Genomic DNA, 21,841 nt, shown 5'->3' with positions numbered 1-21,841 from the left:
AGCAAATTAACTTGGGTTGGGAGAAAATGAGGTGCCGGATGGCCTTCTACGAAAGTGATAATACGCGGTTACGCAATGCTAATGACACTTTTGATGTAGGCTGCCGACCCAGCTCTTCGCTGATCATCCAGCCAGCTTTAGCCAGTAGCTCTAAGTCGATCCCCGTTTCTATTCCTAACCCTTGGCATAAATATAGTACATCCTCCGTTGCGACATTTCCTGATGCGCCTTGAGCGTATGGGCATCCACCCAGCCCAGCTACACTACTGTCGATGGTATTGATGCCCATACTCAGTGCCTGATAAATGTTGGTGAGAGCTTGTCCCCATGTGTCGTGGAAATGGACAGCAAGCTGGGGAAGAGGTGCAACCAACATGACGGCTTCCAGCATAGCAGCGATACGGTTTGGCGTGCCTGTACCGATTGTGTCGCCTAGAGACACCTCATAACACCCTAAATCGATGAGTGATTTGACCACGCTCGCCACTTGTTTAGGGGCTGTCGGGCCATCGTAAGGGCAGTCGGCAACGCAGGATAGATAGCCACGAACAGGGATGCCGTGTTTGGTGGCTAATCGCATTACAGGTTCGAAGCGAGTTAGGCTTTCTGCAATCGAGCAATTGATATTGTGTTGGCAGAATCCTTCTGAGGATGAAGTGAAAATCGCGACCTGATTGACACCAGCCTCTAACGCTTGTTCTAAGCCTTTTAGGTTTGGTGTCAGGGCAGAGTAGGTAACATGATTTCGCCGTGTTATTGCTTTCATGACCTCTGTTGAGTCCGCCATTTGTGGCACCCATTTGGGTGAGACAAAAGAGCCCGCCTCAATATGCGTTAGCCCAGTATCAGAGAGTAAGTTGATCAGCCGGACTTTAGTCTGGGTCGCAACAGGAGATTCATTTTGCAACCCATCTCGTGGACCTACTTCGACAATCTTTACTTTGGAAGGCAGCATTACTTGTCCTGTGACTTGGTGACCCAACTTGGGTTACGTTTTTCAAGAAACGCTTGCAGCCCATCTTGACCTTGGGGTGATACTCTAATGTCCGCAATGAGCTTGCTAGTATAGTGAATCAGTTGTTGATCGATGGGGTTTTGATGACATTGATGGCAGAGCGTTTTCGCTTTACGCATCGCATCTGGGCTATTCAGTAGCAACGTCTTGATTACGCTATCGACCGCACTTTCAAGCTGTTTGGCTTCTTTCACTTCGTGCACAATACCAAACCGTTCGGCATCTTCGGCTGAAATGACTTCACCACTTAAGATATAGCGTCTAGCTTGTCTATTCCCCATCGCGCGCATGACGTAAGGCGCAATGGTTGCTGGAACTAAACCAAGCCTAACTTCACTTAAGCAAAAGTTGGCACTTTGGCTTGCGATGGCGATATCACTACAACAAATCAACCCCAAAGCGCCACCATAAGCGGAACCTTGAACAACTGCGATGGTGGGTTGAGGGAACGAATCTAATGTTTCCATGAGTCTTGCCAAGTTTTGGGCATCAACGAAGTTATCTTGCCTCGTGCTTTCGGCCATCGACTGCATCCAATTCAAATCGGCCCCGGATGAAAAATGCTTACCGTTACTTTTTAATACCAAGCACCGCACATCCGTTCGTAAAGCGAGATAATCTAGGCGGTGGATCAGCAAGTCGATCGTACAAGCGTCAAAAGCATTGTGTTTGGCTGTTCTGTTTAGGGTAATGGTCGCTACGCCATTATCATCGACATGCCAAAGAACATCATCTTGCCTTTGGGCGTTGGGAATAATGCTTGGTTGCATTTCCTGCATACTAACTTCCTTAATTCATCTTTGGATGTTTACATTCTGAAGACGCCAAACTCGCTATCAGGAATGGGGGCATTTAATGCTGCCGTTAACGCTTGACTCAACACCTGACGCGTTTTTTTAGGGTCAATAATTCCGTCATCCCATAGCCGAGCACTCGCAAAATAGGGATGTCCTTGTGTTTCATACAAGTCTATGATCGATTCTCTAAAAATGTGCTCTTCTTGCTCTGACCACGCTTCCCCCTGACGTTCCTTCGCGTCTTTTCGAACTTGTGTTAAAACGCCTGCTGCTTGTTCTCCGCCCATCACAGAAATACGCGCGTTCGGCCACATCCACATCATGGTTGGATCATACGCTCGGCCGCACATGCCGTAATTACCAGCGCCGTACGATCCACCGATGATCACGGTAAACTTCGGCACGTCAGCACAAGCGACGGCCATCACTAGCTTGGCGCCATGTTTTGCGATGCCTTCTTCTTCAACCTTTTTTCCGACCATAAAGCCGGTAATGTTTTGGAGAAAAAGAAGCGGTGTTTTCCGTTTGGCGCACAGCTCAATAAAGTGCGCGCCTTTTTGTGCCGATTCAGAAAACAAGATACCGTTGTTTGCCACAATACCAATCAAGTGTCCTTGAATACGAGCGAAGCCACACACTAGCGTTCTGCCGTACAAGGATTTGAATTCGTCGAAATCAGAATCATCGACGATGCGGGCAATAATTTCTCGAACGTCGAATGACAGTCGTAAGTTGGCATTCACGATTCCATAGATTTCTTCTGCGTCGTAGCGGGGAGGAAGCACGGTGTTTTCTGGCTTAACAGGTCTTGTTCTATTGGCATTGGCAATGGCTTCTCTCGCAAGCATTAGGGCATGTTCATCATTTTCAGCGTAATAATCTGCGACACCAGATTTCCGACAATGCACGTCTGCACCGCCGAGCTCTTCACCCGTCACGACTTCGCCAGTGGCCGCTTTCACCAAAGGTGGCCCCGCCAAAAAAATGGTGCCTTGCTCTTTAACCATAATGGACACATCCGCCATGGCAGGAACGTACGCGCCCCCAGCAGTGCAAAGCCCCATCACAACAGCAACTTGGGGGATGCCTTTCGCCGACATTCTCGCTTGGTTAAAGAAAATGCGACCAAAGTGTTCTTTGTCGGGAAAGACGTCGGACTGATGAGGGAGATTTGCGCCACCGGAGTCCACCAAGTACACGCAGGGGAGTTGGCAGCGTTGGGCAATCTCTTGCGCTCTTAGGTGTTTTTTTACCGTGAGTGGGTAGTAGGTTCCGCCTTTTACCGAAGCATCGTTGGCGATGACCATGCATTGAATCCCCTCTATGATACCAATGCCGGCGATAGCACCAGCGCAGGGGATCGCTTCGTCATACACTTGCCAGGCGGCAAACTGGCTGATTTCAAGAAAGTCAGTGTTGTCATCAAGCAAGCGCGCGATGCGTTCTCGTGCGGGGAGTTTTCCTTTTTGCCTCTGGTGCTCAATGGCTTTTTCACCGCCGCCCTGTTTGATGGTCTCGATGTGTTGATTAAGTTGAGTGACCAACGTTTCCATAACAGCTTTATTGGAAAGAAATAACTCGTCAGTTGGCTTAGTTTTACTTTTGATAATGGCCATAATGACTTCCTTGTCGTATGTTCCGTTAGCGAGATTCTTCGAACAGCTCTCGGCCTATTAACATGCGGCGAATCTCAGAGGTACCCGCGCCGATTTCATAAAGCTTTGCATCACGTAGCAAACGCCCAGCAGGGTATTCATTGATGTAGCCATTCCCACCGAGCAACTGGATTGCATCGAGTGCCATTTGTGTGGCGAGCTCTGCACTGTACAAAATCGCGCCAGCGGCATCTTTGCGTGTTGCGTTACCTCGATCACAAGCCGCTGCGACGGTATATACATACGCTTTTGCTGCACTCATTCGAGAGTACATATCGGCGATCTTGCCCTGAACTAACTGAAACTCGCCAATGGATTTTCCAAACTGCTCTCGTTCATGTACGTATGGGACCACAATGTCCATGCAAGCTTGCATTATCCCGAGTGGTCCGGCAGCGAGGACGACGCGCTCGTAATCCAGCCCACTCATTAATACCTCGACGCCTTGATTCAACTCGCCAAGAATATTCTCTTTTGGCACTACGCAATGGTTAAATACAAGTTCGCAAGTATTCGAGCCTCTCATGCCTAGCTTGTCCAGCTTTTGAGCATGAGTGAAACCTGCGAAGTTACGTTCAATAATGAATGCGGTAATGCCACGTGAACCTGCGCTGACATCTGTTTTAGCGTAAAGCACCACTACGTCAGCATCGGGCCCGTTTGTTATCCACATTTTGTTGCCATTCAGTACAAAATGGTCGCCCTTGTTCTCCGCTTTCAGTTGCATGCTTATCACGTCTGAACCTGCATTGGGCTCACTCATCGCTAGGGCGCCAACGTGCGTACCATCAATGAGTTTTGGAAGGTATTTTTCGCGTTGAGAAGGCGTGCCGTTACGAAAGATTTGGTTGACGCACAGGTTAGAATGAGCGCCGTAGCTTAAAGCGACAGACGCAGAGGCACGGCTGATTTCTTCCATGGCAACAACATGAGCGAGGTATCCCATGCCTGCACCACCAAGCTCTTCATCGACGGTCACACCAAGCAACCCCATTTCTCCCAACAAAGGCCATAAATGATTCGGGAACTGGTTATCGCGGTCTATCTCAGCGGCGATGGGCGCAATATGTTCCGTAGCAAAGGCATTAACGTGTTCTCGGAGCATATCGATGGTATCACCAAGTCCGAAATTGAGTGGGGTATAGGTGCTTTTCATAACGTCTCCCGGTATCAGAGGTAAGGTGGAAAAGCCTGTAGCGGTGTTGCTAATTGAGTATAGCGTTTATGTCTGCTTGCTTTTGAGTGTTTGAATACAACGCTCCTTAGCGGCATTCAACTCTGCCATAACGACGCTGATGTCGTTGAGTTGTTGCTGTAGGACGGCTTGTTTCTCTTCAATGATATTGAGCATTTTCAACAACTGTCCTTCGGTTTGTTGCATGTCGTAGAGCTCGAAAAGTTCACGAATTTCTGCCAACGAAAAACCGAGTCGTTTCCCTCTTAAAATCAGTTTGAGGCGAATTCTATCCCTGCGTTGATAAACGCGCATATTGCCTTTTCGCTCTGGTTCAATCAGACCCACGTCTTCATAAAACCGGATACTGCGAGTAGTAATATCAAACTCCTTGGCGAGGTCACTGATCTTGTATTTTTCCATAACATACTTACCTCGAATAAAAATCCAGTTTCTGGAAATCGAACCTTAAATGGGAAGGCCGAACATCAACTTTGAAATATAAACGTCTGCTTGGTGTGTTTTTTCATCTCATTGTAAAGGCTAGTGCTATGCTTACGTAAACGTCAAGAAATCACGGAATGAAAGTTTGTTAGTGAAAAAGGCGATAAAGGCTGGTGTGGCGCTTGGTGAGTAATTCTATGTAGGGTGTCATCAGTCTGCCAAGTGTTCACATATACCTTAAGGGAATGCGAATCATGGGAAAAGACATCTGGATTGTCAGCGCGAAAAGAACGCCAATTGGGCGCTTTCAAGGCAAGTTGCAAACTTACTCTGCTCCTCAATTAGGCGCACTGGCGATCAAGGCGGCAATGCACGAAGTGAATGTGACTTCGGTGGATGAAGTGTTCATGGGATGTGTGCTTCCAGCAGGGTGTGGACAAGCTCCTGCGAGGCAAGCATCTATGGGGGCAGATCTTCCTTTGGGTGTAGGGTGCACCACCATTAACAAAGTGTGTGGCTCTGGCATGAAGAGCGTCATGTTAGCGCACGATCTCATTAAAGCTGGAACGATTCGCTCTGCCATTGCTGGTGGTATGGAAAGTATGACCAATGCGCCGTATTTGCTGAGGGAGGCGAGAAAGGGAATGCGCATGGGGCACCAGTCTACGTATGACCACATGTTTCTCGATGGGCTACAAGATGCTTACGAAGGGCACTTAATGGGTGTTTATGCTCAGCAAGTCGCTGACAGGCTTAAGTTCACCAGAGAGCAAATGGATGAATGGGCCGTGATGTCGGCAAAGCGTGCGTTGGAAGCTCAAGAGCGAGGCTTGTTTGCCGATGAACTTTCGCCGGTTTCACTCAATACCAAGTCAGAACAAGCGGTGCTGGACTACGATGAGCCCCCACGCTCGATTGACCTTGGTAAAATTCCTCAACTCAAACCTGCATTCGATGAAAAAGGTACGGTGACCGCTGCTAATTCGAGTGCCATTTCAGATGGCGCGGCGGCTCTGGTGCTTATGGATGAAGACACTGCGCGTCATCAGGGGCTTAAACCACTTGCGATCATCAAGGCGCACTCTACACATGCCAGAAAACCTGCAGAATTTACTTTGGCACCCGTCTACGCAATTGAGCAACTGCTGTTCCAGCTAGATTGGTCAATTTATGAAGTGGACCTGTGGGAAATCAATGAAGCCTTTGCCGTCGTGACACAAATAGCGGTGGCGGAACTTGGGCTTGATACGAGCAAAGTAAATATTAAAGGTGGAGCCTGTGCACTTGGGCATCCGATAGGGGCTAGTGGCGCACGAATTCTGGTGACATTGATTCACAGTTTGCGTCAGCTACAAGCGCTAGGCACCAATGGTGATCTCGAAGCCAAAAAAGTGATGCGGGGTGTTGCGTCACTTTGTATCGGTGGTGGAGAAGCCACGGCGATAGGCATTGAAATACCGCTTTAATTGAAATCAGAAAGGAGTAAATGATGACTCGTTTGGTTCCCTTGTTTATTGGTGGCGAGTTTCGTGAATCTCAAACATCGGATTGGGTTGAGGTAACCAATCCCGCCACTAATGATGTCATTGCGTACGTTCCATGTTCCACAGAGCACGAGATGGAAGCCGCCATTGATAATGCGAAAGAGACATTCCAATCCTGGAAGGAAGTGGCAGTATCCGAGCGTGCCAGAGTCATGCTGCGTTATCAGCACTTGCTCAAAGAGCATCATGATGAGCTTGCCACACTGCTTTCTCATGAAACGGGTAAGATTTTAGCGGATGCTAAAGGCGATGTGTGGCGAGGCATAGAGGTTGTTGAGCAGGCGGCAAACATTGCCAGCAACATGATGGGCGAAACCGTCGAAAACGTTGCCACGGATATTGATAGTTACTCAATGATTCAGCCCCTAGGTGTGTGTTGCGGCATTACGCCATTTAACTTTCCTGCCATGATTCCGTTGTGGATGTTCCCAATCGCTATCGCTGCGGGCAATACGTTTGTGCTCAAACCCTCCGAACAAGTGCCATTGACCTCTATTCGTTTAGCTGAACTATTTGAGCAAGCTGGCGCGCCGAAAGGAGTGTTGCAGATCGTTCATGGCCGCAAAGAGCAAGTCGACTTTCTTCTGGCTCATCCTGATATTCGAGCGGTGTCATTTGTTGGCTCGGTTCCCGTTGCCCGTTATATCTACACCACAGGGACTAAACATTTTAAACGGGTTCAAGCTTTTGCTGGTGCAAAGAATCACATGGTGATCATGCCTGATGCAAACAAAGATCAAGTGGTGAATAACCTAATCGGAGCCTCCGTTGGGGCTGCGGGGCAACGCTGTATGGCGATTTCTGTTGCGGTATTTGTCGGCGATTCAAAACAATGGATTGCAGACCTGAAACTGGCGATGGCGAAAGTACACCCAGGGCCTTGGGATGATGAACAGGCTGCTTATGGCCCACTGATCAGTGAGCAAGCCAAGCAACGCGTATTGGACCTAATCGAAGATGGCAAACAACAAGGCGCAGTGTGTGAACTCGATGGCAGTCAGTGTGAAGTGGACGGCTTTCCCGATGGAAACTGGATTGGCCCAACCTTGTTTAGCGGTGTAACAGCGAACATGTCGATTTACACGCAAGAGATATTTGGCCCTGTTTTAGTTTGTATGGAAGTCGAAACGTTGCAAGAGGCCATTGAGTTGGTGAATCGCAACCCTTACGGCAACGGAACTTCTATATTTACCGCTAATGGCGCTGCTGCGAGAAAATATCAGCATGACATTCAAGTCGGTCAAGTGGGGATTAATGTGCCAATTCCAGTCCCTTTACCATTTTTCTCCTTTACTGGTTGGAGAGGCAGTTTCTATGGTGATTTACATGCGTATGGTAAACAAGCAGTGCGTTTTTATACCGAGACCAAAACGGTGACGGCGCGTTGGTTTGATGACGATATTCCAACGGGGCTCAATCTGACCATCCAACTGCGCTGAGTGAATAAAAGGAGCTTTTATGGACTTTGAACTTAATGAAGATCAACGTGCATTTGCCGATACCGCTCAACAATTTGCCGATGAGCGTTTAGCACCGATGGCGGCGGAGTGGGATGAAAAGCAGATCTTCCCCAAAGACGTATTGAGAGAGGCGGGGGAACTGGGGTTTCTCAGTCTCTACACACCAGAAGAACATGACGGCTTAGGGTTAAGCCGTTTGGATGCGTCAATTATCTTTGAACAACTCTCAATGGGCTGTACGTCGACGACCGCTTTCATGACTATCCACAATATGGTGAGTTGGATGATAGCCAGTTTTGCTACCGATGAAGCCAAAACGCAGTTCTGTCCGAAATTAGTTACGGGGGAGTGGTTAGGCTCCTATTGCTTAACCGAGCCTAATGCGGGATCGGATGCCGCTTCGTTGACCACAACCGCGAGCAAAAAAGGTGATACTTACGTGTTGAATGGTGGCAAAACCTTTATCTCTGGCGCAGGAGAGACAGATGTTTTGGTCGTGATGGCGAGAACTGGAGAAGCGGGTGCCAAAGGCGTGTCCGCATTTGTTGTCCCTGCTCACGCTGATGGTATCAGCTATGGGCGCAAAGAACCCAAGATGGGTTGGAACAGCCAGCCAACACGAGCGGTTACTTTTGAAAATGTCGTTATTCCAGCTAGCCATTTACTGGGCGAAGAAGGGCAAGGTTTTGTCTTTGCGATGAAAGGGCTTGATGGAGGGCGTATAAATATTGCGACCTGTTCCGTCGGTACGGCTCAACAGGCCCTTAATCAGGCGGCACGGTACATTCAAGAGCGTAAGCAGTTCGGCAAGCCGCTTGCGCAGTTTCAAGCCTTACAATTCAAATTGGCAGACATGGCGACAGAGCTAGTGGCTGCGCGGCAGTTGGTGCGCTATGCCGCCAGTAAACTCGACCGAAATGACCCTGATGCTACGGCTTATTGCGCGATGGCAAAACGGTTCGCAACCGATGTAGGTTTTCAGGTTTGCGACCACGCGCTGCAGCTTTATGGTGGCTATGGTTACATCAAAGAGTATCCAATGGAGCGTCATTTCAGAGATGTGCGTGTGCATCAAATTCTGGAGGGAACGAACGAAATCATGCGCTTGATCATCGCACGTCGTTTGCTCTCTGAGGAGTCGGCCTTGCTGTAGCGAAGTATGGATTTGCTCATTGAGAAAGGATTCAGATATGCCATTAACCCAAGAAGCCATTCAACATACGATCACTAATCACGTTGCGGTGGTGACGATGAACAACCCGCCAGCCAATACGTGGACAGCAGAGAGCCTCAAGGTACTGAAGTCGCTGATACTCACACTTAACAATGATAAGCAGGTCTACGCACTGGTTTTAACCGGCAGTGGAGAAAAGTTTTTCTCTGCTGGTGCAGATCTCAAGCTATTTTCTGACGGTGACAAAGCGGTTGCGTTAGACATGGCGCGATGCTTTGGTGAAGCGTTTGAAACGCTCTCTGAATTCCGTGGTGTTTCCATTGCCGCCATTAATGGTTACGCCATGGGCGGAGGGTTAGAAGTGGCATTAGCTTGTGACATTCGAGTCGTTGAAGAGCAAGCGGTACTTGCTTTACCTGAAGCCAAAGTCGGACTTTTGCCCTGCGCTGGCGGTACCCAAAACCTCACAGCGTTAGTAGGGGAAGGCTGGGCAAAGCGTATCATTTTATGTGGAGAGCAAGTCAGCGCTGACAAAGCAAAAGAACTAGGCTTGGCTGAGGAGTTGGTCTCCAAAGGCGAAGCTTTAAGTAAAGCGCTGGAGCTTGCTGAATCTGTTTCGAACCAGTCGCCATCTTCTGTCGCCGCATGTAAGGCGCTCATTCAAAATATGCGCTCTGCGCCACTTCAACACGGCTTAATGAAAGAGCGAGAGTTGTTTCTGAATCTTTTTGATACGGAAGATCAAGTTGAGGGTGTTCGCGCCTTTTTAGAAAAACGCCCACCGCAATGGAAAAACCGATAGGAGGCCACATGGCAGGGATGGTAACCATTAGTGAAATAGAGTGCTTAGATGGCGTGCACCGCATTGGTATCGCAACGTTAGACAACACCGCTTCATTGAATGCATTGACGTATGACATGTTAGTCCAACTTAACGATCAGCTTATCAAGTGGCAAGACGATCCGCATGTGACTTGTGTGGTACTGACTGGCGCTGGAGAAAAAGCATTCTGTGCTGGTGGTGATGTTCGAGCTATGTATCACGTCATGCATAACGAGAGTAAAGAAAAAATCGTAGAGTTCTGTACGAACTATTTCTCGTTGGAGTATGAGTGTGACTATCTCATCCACACTTACAACAAACCCATTATCGGTTGGGGAGAAGGTATTGTCATGGGCGGTGGGATGGGGCTTTTTATGGGAACCAGCCATAAAGTTGTGACAACAACATCACGCCTTGCTATGCCAGAAATCAATATTGGACTGTATCCCGATGTGGGAGGTACGTGGTTTTTAAGCCAGATAGATCCGCAAGTGGCTTTATTCCTCGGATTGACAGGTTCAATGGTTAATTCAAGTGACGCTGTCACTATTGGTTTGGCCGATTGGTTACTGTTGGAAGAGCAGTATCCCACCTTACTGGATGAGCTAAAGCGGCTCCAGTGGGGCAAAGAAGATGCGAAAGAGTTGGTAACTGCACTACTACAGTTAATGGAAGAACAAGTTATTGATAGCAAACCAACCACGCAAATCTGTCCATACTTAGATCAGATAGAGGAAGCGTGCAAAGGCTTTGATCTTACTGCGATAGCACAGCGAATCATGGCTATCGAAGGGAATAGTCAGTGGATAGAAAACGCGAAACAAACGTTCGCATCGGGCAGTCCGATCACCGCGCATATTTGCTTTAGACAAGTGAAAGAGTACCACAGCTTACCGCTTGCAGATTGCTTCCGTTTAGAGTTGAGTTTGTCGGTTCGCAGTGCCTTATTAGGTGAGTTTAAAGAGGGCGTCCGTTCTCGGCTTATTGACCGGGATGGCGAACCTAACTGGATGTTTAACAGTGTCAGTGAAGTCGATGAAGATGTCATCGATACCTTGTTTACCTCACTTTGGCCGGATGACGAACATCCGCTTGCTGATTTGGGTGAACAAACACTAGGTCAATAAGGAGAATGATCATGAGTACCATCGCATTTATCGGTTTAGGAAGAATGGGGCATCCGATGGCGCAAAACTTACTCGCGTCTGGATTTAACGTGCAAGTATTCGATGTCGATAGCGAAGCCGCAAAGCAACTAGTACCTTTTGGTGCGGTGGTGGCGAGCTCTATTGAGGAAGTCGTGGATGGTGCAAGCACAGTCATCACGATGCTACCAGCAGGATCTCACGTTCGTTCCGTGTATCTTGGCGACTTACACGGTGGCGTAGGTGTCCTCAATCTTGTCTCGCCAAGTACCTTGATGATTGATTGTTCAACCATTGATCCAGACTCTGCGCGATTAGTCGCCAATGAAGCGGCAAATAAACGTGTGTTGTTTGTCGACGCGCCCGTTTCGGGAGGCGTTGCTGGCGCGAAAGCGGCGACATTAACCTTTATTGTTGGTGGTTCGGATCAAGCGTTTTCTAAAGCCAATGCGATTTTGCAGTATATGGGAAAAAATGTTTTCCATGCTGGCAAAGCAGGCGATGGTCAAATGGCGAAAATCTGTAACAACCTTATGCTCGGCATTTTAATGTCTGGTACGTGCGAGGCATTAAACCTAGGTATCGATCATGGACTCGATCCAAAAGTGCTATCAAACATCATGCTGCAAAGCTCTGGCCGAAATTGGGCATTGGAGCTTTACAATCCTTGCCCAGGCGTGATGGACAGTGCGCCAGCTAGTCACGATTACCAACCGGGCTTTATGAGCAAACTTATGTTGAAAGATCTCGGTTTGGGGTTAGATGCGGCGTTACAAACACATTCTTCGGTTCCGATGGGGTCGTTAGCGCGCAACTTATATTCTTTCCACAACGCGAGCGGCCACGGCGAGCTCGATTTCTCAAGCTTATTTGAGTTATACAAGAGTAAGAAAGGCTAGACTGAGTTTTGTGACAAACCAGCCCGAGATGGTGACCTAAAACGCGCATCATTTCGGCCAACTTAGACTGGTTGAGATAGAGAACATTACGAGCTATGGAGTGCACCAATATGGACATAAAAAGTAGTGTTATTGCCATTACAGGAGCAGGGCAGGGGCTTGGGCAAATGATGGCCATTACCCTTGCTCAAGCTGGCGCTGATTTAGCGTTGTTGGATGTAAACGCCAGTGGCTTAATGGAAACACAAGAGCAGTGTCGAATGCTGAGTGCGAAAGCGTTGACATATCAAGTGGATGTCACCAACGAAATCGACGTTGAAACCACGTTTGAAGCGATTATCCAAGATTTTGGTCAACTCAATGGGTTAGTCAATAACGCTGGCGTGTTAAGAGATGGGTTACTTGTAAAAGCAAAAGATGGCGTGATCAGTAAGATGTCTTTGGATCAATTCAACTTGGTCATGAACGTTAACGTGACAGGAACGTTTTTGTGTGGGCGTGAAGCTGCCGTCAAGATGATTGAGAGTGGCTCCCAAGGCGTTATCATCAATATTTCTAGTGTTGCGAGAGCTGGGAATATCGGACAAACCAATTATTCTGCGTCAAAAGCGGCGGTCGCGACCATGGCGACAACATGGGCTCGTGAGCTCGCAAGATACGGTATTCGCGCGGCGGCGGTTGCACCAGGTGTAGTTCATACCGCGATGGCAGAGCAAATGAAACCCGAAGCCATAGAGCGATTAGAAAAGATGATCCCAGTTGGCAGGATGGGCGAAACAAGCGAAATCGCGCATGCAGTAAAATACATTATTGAGAGTGATTACTTTACTGGCAGGGTTTTAGAAGTGGATGGCGGCATTCGTATGTAAGTGATCACTGAAATAAGGCTCTGATAGACCTGAATAATAAGTCTCTTTCCATTTCAACATTTTCTATGTTGTGGAGTGCTAATTCTGCGCAACCCAAATGTATTTACAACTTATGTTTGGATTTACCTTGAGAATGATTTCTCACAATCCAATAAAGAGATGTAAATACCACTCAAATATTAAGTGAAATCATTAATTTGATGCTGATCACACTTTTGGTTTTTTAGTTTCCGCTTCTCATTAAGGCTATCTGCGTAAATGAAGTTGATAGTCAGTCTCATCAATTTTAAGTTTCAACTATTTGTTTTTAAATAATTAATTGTTGAAGCACGAGAAATTCGTGTTGGGGTTAATATTCGATTTAAAGTGTGTAACTTCCATTAATGGAAGGTTAGTTTCCAGTTGTGGCTAATGAGCTTTAACTTTTTACTCCTCATAATGCGCCAAATGTAACATAGTGTTTCAAAGTGTAACAATAAACTCACACTAAGAGTGTGGTTTTGATCTCCACTCAATTCCGTTTTGTTTCGCTCTGAGCCCGACGTTACTCATGCTCAACACATAAACATTCTAATGACTATAACAACTGGTTCTTGGCTTGATACCAATCGTATCGTAGCAAATAACGGTTCATTCTAGCTGGTTAAATGCTTGATGACGAAGTTGAAAAATTGTAAGTAGAATAACTACTTATCGAAGTTTTTTCTTGTTCTCATACATTACCTCTGCGCTATTTGTGAGCTCTTATTTACTTTGATTGGCATCTGTTTTGAAACCAGACAACCATCGAGAAAGTTAATGGAAGCCTCAAGATATAAACGCATCTTGTCGAGGGGAAGTTTGGCGTCCGTCATACTTATGCTCTCAGGATGTAATTCAGCTTTACTTGACCCCAAAGGTGCCATTGGTGTGCAGGAAAAAGAGCTAATTATTACTGCTCTTTTGCTGATGTTGATCGTTGTAATCCCTGTGATTTTAATGACGATTTACTTCGCTTACCGATACCGCGCCTCTAACACTGAAGAAGAGTACGCACCCGAGTGGTCACACTCGACCAAAATCGAAGTGGTGGTATGGACAATTCCAATCATCATCATTGCGATTCTTGCGACGATCACATGGCGTTCTACTCATGAACTAGAGCCATCCAAACCTTTGGAAAGTGATGTTAAACCAATGACCATCGAAGTGGTGTCACTCGATTGGAAATGGTTGTTCATCTATCCAGAAGAAAACATTGCGACGGTGAACTATGTGGCGTTCCCGAAAGATGTGCCAGTGCAGTTCAAACTGACTTCGGACAACATCATGAACGCGTTTTTCATCCCTCGCTTAGGTACACAGATCTACGCGATGCCAGGAATGGTAACCAAGCTCAACCTGATAGCGAACCACGAAGGTGACTATAAGGGTTTTGCATCGAACTACAGCGGCGAAGGCTTTTCGCAAATGAAGTTCACAGCTTCAGCAATGTCTGATCGTGCTGCGTTCCTAAATTGGGTGCAGAAAGTGAAGGCGAGCCCTGATCGTATTGAAGATTGGGAGCAATACAGCTCACTGGCAGCGCCAAGTATCGCAGAGCCAGTCACTTTGTTCTCTAGCGTTCCTCCGTTCTTGTTCACCGACGTTGTGACTCAGCATCCTGGTTCAATGAACTGTTTGCCTGAAAACCAAGGATAATCGTAATGTTTGGAAGATTAACTCTTGATTCAGTTCCATTCCACGAACCTATTATCGTCATCACCCTAGCGGTTGTGGCGCTGGTTGGTTTAGCCGTAGTTTACGCGGTGACCAAAGCCGGAAAGTGGCAATATTTGTGGAATGAATGGTTTACTTCAGTAGACCATAAAAAACTTGGCTTCATGTACATCGCAGTAGCGATGGTGATGCTTGTTCGTGGTTTTGCTGACGCAGTCATGATGCGTAGTCAGCAACTCCTTTCTTCTGCGGGTGAAGCAGGTTACTTGCCACCGCATCACTACGATCAAATTTTTACTGCCCACGGCGTGATCATGATCTTTTTTGTAGCGATGCCATTGGTCATTGGTTTGATGAACATCATCGTGCCATTGCAGATTGGTGCACGTGACGTAGCTTTCCCGTATCTGAATAACTTGAGCTTCTGGCTGTTTGTTGTTGGTGTCATCCTAACAAACATGTCTCTCGGCTTAGGTGAATTTGGTCGTACAGGTTGGCTAGCGTATCCGCCGCTTTCAGGTATTGAGGCAAGCCCAGGAGTCGGGGTCGACTATTGGATTTGGGCGTTGCAGATATCAGGTGTTGGTACGACGTTAACAGGCGTGAACTTCTTCGCGACCATTTTGCGTATGCGTACACCGTCTATGCCAATGATGAAGATGCCAGTTTTCACTTGGGCATCTCTATGTGCAAACATTTTGATCATCATTTCATTCCCAATCCTGACGGTGACTATCGCTCTGCTAACGCTGGATAGATACCTAGGCATGCACTTCTTTACCAATGATCTTGGCGGCAACGTAATGATGTACGTCAACCTGATTTGGGCTTGGGGCCACCCAGAAGTGTACATTTTGATCTTGCCAATTTTTGGTGTGTTCTCAGAAGTCACCGCAACCTTTTCACGTAAAAAGTTGTTCGGTTACACATCGCTAGTTTGGGCTACCGTAGTTATCACGATTCTTGCGTTTGTCGTTTGGCTACACCACTTCTTTACGATGGGGTCTGGCGCGAACGTAAATGCCTTCTTCGGTATTGCCACGATGATTATTTCTATCCCAACAGGGGTGAAGATCTTCAACTGGCTATTCACGATGTACAAAGGCCGCATCCGCTTTACGACGCCAATGATGTGGACGGTGGGCTTCCTGATCACCTTTACTGTTGGTGGTATGACAGGCGTACTAATGGCTGTTCCGGGCGCAGATTTCGTTCTGCATAACTCAGTATTCCTGATTGCTCACTTCCACAACGTTATCATCGGTGGTGTGGTGTTTGGATGTTTCGCTGCGATCACTTACTGGTTCCCGAAAGCGACAGGTTTCACCATGAATGAAACTTGGGGCAAACGCGCGTTCTATCTTTGGATTATTGGTTTCTTAATGGCGTTCCTACCGCTTTACGCGCTGGGCTTTATGGGTATGACTCGTCGTTTAAGCCAAGACATCAACCCTGAATACTTCCCACTGTTGTCGATTGCCGCAGCAGGTACGGTTGTGATTGCGCTGGGCGTATTGTCTCAGTTCATCCAAATTTACGTGAGTATCCGTGACCGCGAGCAAAACCGTGACCTAACTGGTGATCCGTGGGGTGGTCGTACTCTTGAGTGGGCAACATCGTCTCCACCGCCGTTCTACAACTTTGCGCACCTACCAAAAGGTGATGTGCTGGATGCCTTCTGGTACCAGAAACAAAGTGGCGAGTTCGATCCAACTAAAGAAGTGGAATACGAACGTATTCATATGCCAAAAAACACGGCAACAGGCATCTACGTGTCGGCTTGGTCGCTCCTATTTGGCTTCGGCATGATTTGGTACATCTGGTGGCTAGCGGCAGCAAGTTTGGTCGGTATTATCGTGACGTGTATTCAGCACAGCTACAACGATGACGTGGATTACTACGTGGAAGTTGAAGAGATCAAAGCAATTGAGGCCGAGCGTCGAGCTCAGCTTGAAGAAGCGAAGAAAAACTCAGTGAAAGACAGCGAAAGTAAAGATGATCTGGAGGTGACGTATGCAAACTAATATCGCAGCACATCACGACCATGATCACCACCATGACACGAATGGCAACAAGCTATTTGGCTTTTGGGTTTACCTGATGAGTGACTGTGTATTGTTTGCGACCTTGTTCGCGACTTACGCTGTGCTGTCGAGCAATTCAATTGCGGGCCCAACAGGTAAAGACATTTTCGAACTCCCATTCGTGTTTGTCGAAACCATGCTGCTGCTGTTTAGCAGTATCACATTTGGTTTTGGCATTATCGCGATGAAGCGCAACAACGTTGCTGGTCTCAAACGTTGGATGTTAGTCACGTTCGCGCTTGGTCTTGGCTTTATCTGTATGGAGGTCTATGAGTTCCATCACCTGATTGAAGAAGGCTATGGGCCACAAACAAGTGCATTCCTGTCGGCATTCTTTACGTTGGTTGGTACGCACGGCCTACACGTAACCTTTGGTCTGATTTGGTTAGCGGTAGCGTACCATCAACTGTCGACGAAAGGTCTAAACGACAATATGGCAATGCGCTTTAACTGCTTAAGCCTATTCTGGCACTTTTTAGATATCGTTTGGATTTGTGTCTTTACCATCGTTTACTTACTGGGGGTAATGTAATGGATCAACATGTAGAAACCAGTGCGTCAGATTACGTGAAAGGCTTTATTGCCTCAGTGATTCTGACGGTAATTCCGTTCTACTTTGTTTGGACGAAATCATTACCAGATACAACGACCTATGCGATTCTATTTGGATGTGCATTAGTGCAGATATTTGTTCACTTTAAATACTTCTTGCACATGGAAACAAAAACATCCGACGGACGTTGGAACCTTGTATCACTGATGTTTACCGCCATTGTTGTACTTATCCTTATCGCTGGCTCGGTATGGATCATCTACAACATGAACGTCAACATGAAGTTGTAGGTCAAGGTATGCTGAAAAGTTATTTGTCTATCACTAAACCGGGCATTATTTTCGGCAACCTGATTTCTGTTGCGGCGGGGTTCTTCCTCGCCGCAAAAACAGAACCAGCCAGTCTAATGTTGTTCGTTACGACGTTAGTTGGTGTTGGGTTAGTCATCGCTTCAGGTTGTGTGGTGAATAATATTTTCGATCGTGATATCGACCAAAAGATGGCACGTACACGAAATCGTGAAACAGTGAAAGGCAACATCAATATCGATATTGCGTTTGTTTATGCACTTGCTTTATTGCTGGTAGGAACCGCACTGTTATTTATCCGAGTGAATCCACTATCCGCTGTCGTCGTGTTGCTTGGCTACGTGTATTACGTGTTCTTTTACACGATGTGGTACAAACGTAACTCGGTGTATGGAACCTTAGTGGGAAGTATCTCAGGCGCAGTTCCGCCATTGGTGGGTTACTTGGCGGTAACAAACTTCATTAGCTTGGAAGCGATTTTACTCTTTACCATGTTCTGTCTCTGGCAAATGCCGCACTCGTATGCCATTGCCATGTTCCGCATGCAAGACTACCGAGAAGCCGGGATTCCCGTATTGCCAGTTAAAGAAGGCATTCATAAAGCGCATCGACACATGAAAGCGTATGTCGTGGCTTTTGGGGCAGCATCATTGGGGTTATTTTTACTAGGTGAAGCCGGGTATGAATACTTAGCGGTTGCAGCGGTTGTTTGCTTTATGTGGACGAAAGTGACCTTTCGCAGCATTGATGAGAACAACTACATCGCTTGGTCAAAGTCGGTGTTTAAAGTCTCACTGCTAGTGGTGATGGGGATCAGTGGTGTGCTTGGTGTCGAGTTGATTCCTCTAGCTCTGTAACAACCAGACCTAAGCGTTTGCTACGCGCCAATATCTTTTGCTGCTGAATGCATGAATGACCTTACCTAGAAGTAAGGTCATTTAACTTTCTATTGTCCTTTATTTTCCCTGTTCCTCCTCTAGCTTCACTATCACGTATTCATATCTAAAAGCAAAAACAACCAGTGTGTAAAACATAGTAGATCGCGCGTTTCCGCTGACGCGTAATAATGCCAAGAGATAGCGACGATTAAGCTAAAAGTATAAACAGCGCAATAACTCTACTTACCATATGAGAATTCAATATCGATAGTTTGTAATGTAAACATTTGGGGTAGTGCTAGTTCCCATAGCAGCATACAAACTAACAATGTGAATGTTTAAGTTGAATCACCAGCTAGCGAAATACAAAAGTTTTACGACTGAAAGTGGGTGAGGAAGCATCTTAACTCCAGTGAAATGAACACGATTAAGAATCATCCTTTTACATAATCTAAAAACTCACTAAACCTTAACCCAGATTAAAGTTTTGTCGTCTCCGAGGCATTAAGGTGCGCCTGTAGTTTGCAGGTCTCAAGGATTCAGAGAAGGAACAGCCATACATCGTGTATCGCTGTTCCTTTTTCGTTCTTGTTTACTTGCGAAAAGATAAAACATAAAGACAACTTTAAGAGGACTGGTTTTGAGCATTTTGTTTTCCGAAGCCCGCATTGGCAACATGACCCTAAAGAACCGTTTTGTGAGAAGCGCAACGTGGGAGAACATGGCGACCGAAGATGGTCACATGACGGCAAAGCTTTACGATATTTACGAAACGCTTGCGAAAGGGGAGGTTGGGCTTATTGTCACGGGTTATGCCAATATCGTTGAAGAAGAGAAACCCAACGCAGGTATGATGGGGATCTACAACGACTCTTTTATTGAAGAATACAAAAAGCTAACAGAGCTAGTACATCAACAAGATTCTAAAATCGTGATGCAAATTGCTTACGGTGGCACCAAAACCACCCATAACGTCGGTGAGCGTGTCATCTTCGCTCCGAGTGACGTGCCTGAGCGTGGTACAAATACGCAAGGCAAAGCGATGACAAAGGACGAAATCGACTACATCGTAAAGGCATTCGCATTGGCGAGTAAACGTGCTCAAGACGCTGGTTTTGACGGCGTAGAGATTCATGCGGCGCACACTTATTTAATTAACCAGTTTTTAAGCCCGTACTATAATCGTCGCGAAGACGAATATGGTGGTGACTTAGAAAATCGCATGCGCTTTCTTTTAGAAATTTACTCTGAAACCAGAAAGCTGGTTGGAAGCGAATTTCCGATCCTCGTTAAACTGACGGCAACAGAGTTCTTTGACGGCGGTTTAACGTTCGATGAAACTCGCGTCGTCTGTAAGAAACTTGAAGAAGTAGGCGTTGATGCGATCATCGTATCTGGCAATGTTCACGGCAAAGCAAACGAACTTGTTGGTCAAACGTTCGATGGTTACAGACTACAAGAAGAAGGTTACTTTCACGAATATGGTCACGTGATCAGTCAGGACGTTAGCATACCGGTGATTACTGTCGGCGGGCTGAGCGACATTGATGCGATTGAGAAAATTGCAGAAAACACAGATATCCAATTTTTTGCTGTGTCACGCCCTTTATTGGCTGAGCCGCAGTTGATCAAACGTTGGAAAGAAGGCAATCGCGCACCAGTAGATTGCGAACGTTGCTCAAAGTGTCGTACCAAGCGTGGTAACTTTTGCGTGGTGTATAAGAACCGAAATCGTCGCAAAAAATAGAACGAAGCGAATACACAAATACAAATTAGCCTCCACTCTGAATATGGAGGCTTTTAATTATCCGCATGTTAATCGAACCATTATTTATCTTCTTTTTGATAGTTTAAATAATGCACACAAAGGTCGTGAAATGCTTTAGCTTGAGGCGAGATCGTGCGATCGGTTAACGTAAATATACCAATTTGCCTTTCAAGTGGTGGATCGATAAGCGGAATCCAAACCAAGCGTGTTTCATTGGTTGGGAAAGCAAGCTTCGGTAGGGTCGTGACACCAATCCCAAGTTCTAAGACAGAAAACAGCGAAGTAATATTTTCGACCGAATAGAGCGCTTGCTGACTCAGAGCTCTGGCTGGGGTTGGATCGAGAAGCGTACAGGTGCCGTTACGGATAAAGGGTTGTTCCAACAAAGTTTGCCACTCGATTCCTTCTGGATGACTCGCAATAGGGTTGTCCTTTAAACACACCACGCCTATTGGATCGGCTAACAGCGGCGTAAAGTCAATGCCGCCCTCATCGAGGTGAGAGGGGTTACCGAGCGCCAAGTCGACTTCACCGGAGAGTAAGCGAGCCTCGACGCCCGCCGCGTTATCATCGATCAAGCTTACTTCTACATTTGGATACTGCTCGCAAAAGGCACCCAATACGCTAGGGATGAGTTTCGCTGCAACAGAAGGAACGCTCGCAATTCGCACTCTCCCTTGCTGTCCGGCCGCGGCAGCTTTGAGATCGTTGTCCAGCGCACTGTAGATATTGAGAAACTGAACCACCTTGGGCAGACAAATTTCACCAAACGGGGTCAATTTGGTTTTGTTTCCGGGTTCAAACAGCGTTTGCCCTAGAATTTTTTCAAGCTCTTTTATCGATGTTGACAGTGCCGCCTGAGAACGATTTGCACGATGTGAAGCGGCTCGAAAGCCTCCTTCCTCGACTACCATCACAAAATGCATTAATTGTTGAAGCTTAATACTCATCCCTAATGCCTCTTAATCCCTTTATTTACGTTATTTTAAATAGGGTGATAAGTTTAATTTATCAAATGTCAAAAATTTACCGTTAGATTTATCGCCTGTCAATGTGCATCATTTAACCATATTGAAACAAAGCTGTTACAAAGGTTGAAAGGCACGTGAATACTCCTACTAAAAAACACCCAGTTAAAACCAGTCTATTTGCTTCTAAAGCGCCGCTTGAATGGGCGATAGTCAACAACGGAACCCTGTATACGGCTCAAATTCCTATTGATGACACAGGCGCGGTTGTGGAAGGCGGTATCGAAGCACAAACACGTCAAACCTTTAACAATCTCATTCACACCCTGGAGTGTGCAGGGGAGTCTTTGGACTCGGTGTTGCAGGTCCTGATTTATGTGACTGACAGAGAATACTTAAAGACCGTTAACCAAGTGTACGCGGAATATTTTGAAGCGCCGTACCCAAATCGCGCCGCCATGGTGGTTGCAGGGTTAGCGCGAGAAGAGATGTTGGTGGAGTTTGTTGTCTACGCGTCGGCAAGCCAACCAGAATAAATCCAATAAGAATAATTAGAGATCAGTGAGTGGGTGGCTTGCCATCACA

Annotated in this window: 20 protein-coding genes; 14 read left to right on the top strand and 6 right to left on the bottom strand. The window is 46.7% G+C overall.

The window, feature by feature from the left end; all coding sequences use genetic code 11:
• Positions 1-46: 46 nt before the first annotated feature.
• From R7O13_RS04970 to R7O13_RS04950, 5 genes are all read right to left on the bottom strand, one after another.
• Complete coding sequence (locus R7O13_RS04970) at positions 47-955, bottom strand: hydroxymethylglutaryl-CoA lyase (protein WP_213867791.1); 909 nt, start codon at positions 953-955, stop codon at positions 47-49.
• Positions 955-1,794, bottom strand: a complete 840-nt coding sequence (locus tag R7O13_RS04965) for an enoyl-CoA hydratase-related protein (protein ID WP_138940352.1) — start codon at positions 1,792-1,794, stop codon at positions 955-957. Before R7O13_RS04965 ends, R7O13_RS04970 begins: the two co-directional genes overlap by 1 nt.
• 29 nt (positions 1,795-1,823) lie before the next feature.
• Positions 1,824-3,428: a carboxyl transferase domain-containing protein gene (locus R7O13_RS04960; protein ID WP_318303176.1), complete on the bottom strand. Its 1,605-nt coding sequence runs from the start codon at positions 3,426-3,428 to the stop codon at positions 1,824-1,826.
• 25 nt (positions 3,429-3,453) lie between these two features.
• Positions 3,454-4,623, bottom strand: a complete 1,170-nt coding sequence (locus tag R7O13_RS04955; protein WP_005387610.1) for an isovaleryl-CoA dehydrogenase — start codon at positions 4,621-4,623, stop codon at positions 3,454-3,456.
• A 66-nt stretch (positions 4,624-4,689) separates the two neighbouring features.
• Positions 4,690-5,064 (bottom strand): MerR family transcriptional regulator, encoded by a 375-nt coding sequence (locus R7O13_RS04950; RefSeq protein ID WP_017821195.1) that lies wholly within the window; start codon positions 5,062-5,064, stop codon positions 4,690-4,692.
• Positions 5,065-5,339: 275 nt separating this feature from the next.
• On the opposite strand from R7O13_RS04950, the gene R7O13_RS04945 reads away from it, so the two are divergent.
• From R7O13_RS04945 to R7O13_RS04885, 13 genes are all read left to right on the top strand, one after another.
• Positions 5,340-6,551 (top strand): acetyl-CoA C-acyltransferase, encoded by a 1,212-nt coding sequence (locus R7O13_RS04945; protein ID WP_318303175.1) that lies wholly within the window; start codon positions 5,340-5,342, stop codon positions 6,549-6,551.
• 23 nt (positions 6,552-6,574) lie between these two features.
• Complete coding sequence (locus tag R7O13_RS04940; RefSeq protein WP_031781134.1) at positions 6,575-8,068, top strand: CoA-acylating methylmalonate-semialdehyde dehydrogenase; 1,494 nt, start codon at positions 6,575-6,577, stop codon at positions 8,066-8,068.
• A 19-nt stretch (positions 8,069-8,087) separates the two neighbouring features.
• Entirely contained in the window at positions 8,088-9,242 is a 1,155-nt protein-coding gene (locus R7O13_RS04935) for an acyl-CoA dehydrogenase family protein (RefSeq protein WP_318303174.1), read from the top strand.
• A 37-nt stretch (positions 9,243-9,279) separates the two neighbouring features.
• Positions 9,280-10,065 carry an enoyl-CoA hydratase gene (locus R7O13_RS04930; protein WP_318303173.1) on the top strand — a complete coding sequence of 262 codons (786 nt, stop codon included), beginning with the start codon at positions 9,280-9,282 and terminating at the stop codon, positions 10,063-10,065.
• 8 nt (positions 10,066-10,073) lie between these two features.
• Complete coding sequence (locus R7O13_RS04925) at positions 10,074-11,213, top strand: enoyl-CoA hydratase/isomerase family protein (RefSeq protein ID WP_318303172.1); 1,140 nt, start codon at positions 10,074-10,076, stop codon at positions 11,211-11,213.
• Between the two features lie 11 nt (positions 11,214-11,224).
• Positions 11,225-12,130: a 3-hydroxyisobutyrate dehydrogenase gene (gene mmsB, locus R7O13_RS04920; RefSeq protein ID WP_005375775.1), complete on the top strand. Its 906-nt coding sequence runs from the start codon at positions 11,225-11,227 to the stop codon at positions 12,128-12,130.
• Between the two features lie 110 nt (positions 12,131-12,240).
• Positions 12,241-12,999 carry an SDR family oxidoreductase gene (locus R7O13_RS04915; protein WP_005375778.1) on the top strand — a complete coding sequence of 253 codons (759 nt, stop codon included), beginning with the start codon at positions 12,241-12,243 and terminating at the stop codon, positions 12,997-12,999.
• 798 nt (positions 13,000-13,797) lie between these two features.
• Positions 13,798-14,679: a ubiquinol oxidase subunit II gene (gene cyoA, locus R7O13_RS04910; protein WP_005388604.1), complete on the top strand. Its 882-nt coding sequence runs from the start codon at positions 13,798-13,800 to the stop codon at positions 14,677-14,679.
• 5 nt (positions 14,680-14,684) lie between these two features.
• Positions 14,685-16,721 carry a cytochrome o ubiquinol oxidase subunit I gene (gene cyoB / locus R7O13_RS04905; protein WP_005375781.1) on the top strand — a complete coding sequence of 679 codons (2,037 nt, stop codon included), beginning with the start codon at positions 14,685-14,687 and terminating at the stop codon, positions 16,719-16,721.
• Positions 16,711-17,313, top strand: a complete 603-nt coding sequence (gene cyoC / locus R7O13_RS04900) for a cytochrome o ubiquinol oxidase subunit III (protein ID WP_005375782.1) — start codon at positions 16,711-16,713, stop codon at positions 17,311-17,313. Before cyoB ends, cyoC begins: the two co-directional genes overlap by 11 nt.
• Positions 17,313-17,624 (top strand): cytochrome o ubiquinol oxidase subunit IV, encoded by a 312-nt coding sequence (gene cyoD / locus R7O13_RS04895; RefSeq protein ID WP_213897626.1) that lies wholly within the window; start codon positions 17,313-17,315, stop codon positions 17,622-17,624. The genes cyoC and cyoD overlap by 1 nt, the downstream gene beginning before the upstream one ends.
• Positions 17,585-18,499 (top strand): heme o synthase, encoded by a 915-nt coding sequence (gene cyoE, locus R7O13_RS04890; protein ID WP_047100930.1) that lies wholly within the window; start codon positions 17,585-17,587, stop codon positions 18,497-18,499. Before cyoD ends, cyoE begins: the two co-directional genes overlap by 40 nt.
• A 661-nt stretch (positions 18,500-19,160) precedes the next feature.
• Complete coding sequence (locus R7O13_RS04885) at positions 19,161-20,267, top strand: NADH:flavin oxidoreductase (protein ID WP_033906956.1); 1,107 nt, start codon at positions 19,161-19,163, stop codon at positions 20,265-20,267.
• Between the two features lie 80 nt (positions 20,268-20,347).
• On the opposite strand, the gene R7O13_RS04880 is transcribed toward R7O13_RS04885, so the two are convergent.
• Entirely contained in the window at positions 20,348-21,238 is an 891-nt protein-coding gene (locus R7O13_RS04880; RefSeq protein ID WP_005375788.1) for a LysR family transcriptional regulator, read from the bottom strand.
• Positions 21,239-21,393: 155 nt separating this feature from the next.
• On the opposite strand from R7O13_RS04880, the gene R7O13_RS04875 reads away from it, so the two are divergent.
• Complete coding sequence (locus R7O13_RS04875) at positions 21,394-21,792, top strand: RidA family protein (RefSeq protein WP_005375789.1); 399 nt, start codon at positions 21,394-21,396, stop codon at positions 21,790-21,792.
• Positions 21,793-21,841: the final 49 nt, after the last annotated feature.

The sequence above is a fragment of the Vibrio sp. Y176 genome, from assembly GCF_033438945.1.
This window is presented reverse-complemented; position numbering and strand designations above follow the sequence as displayed.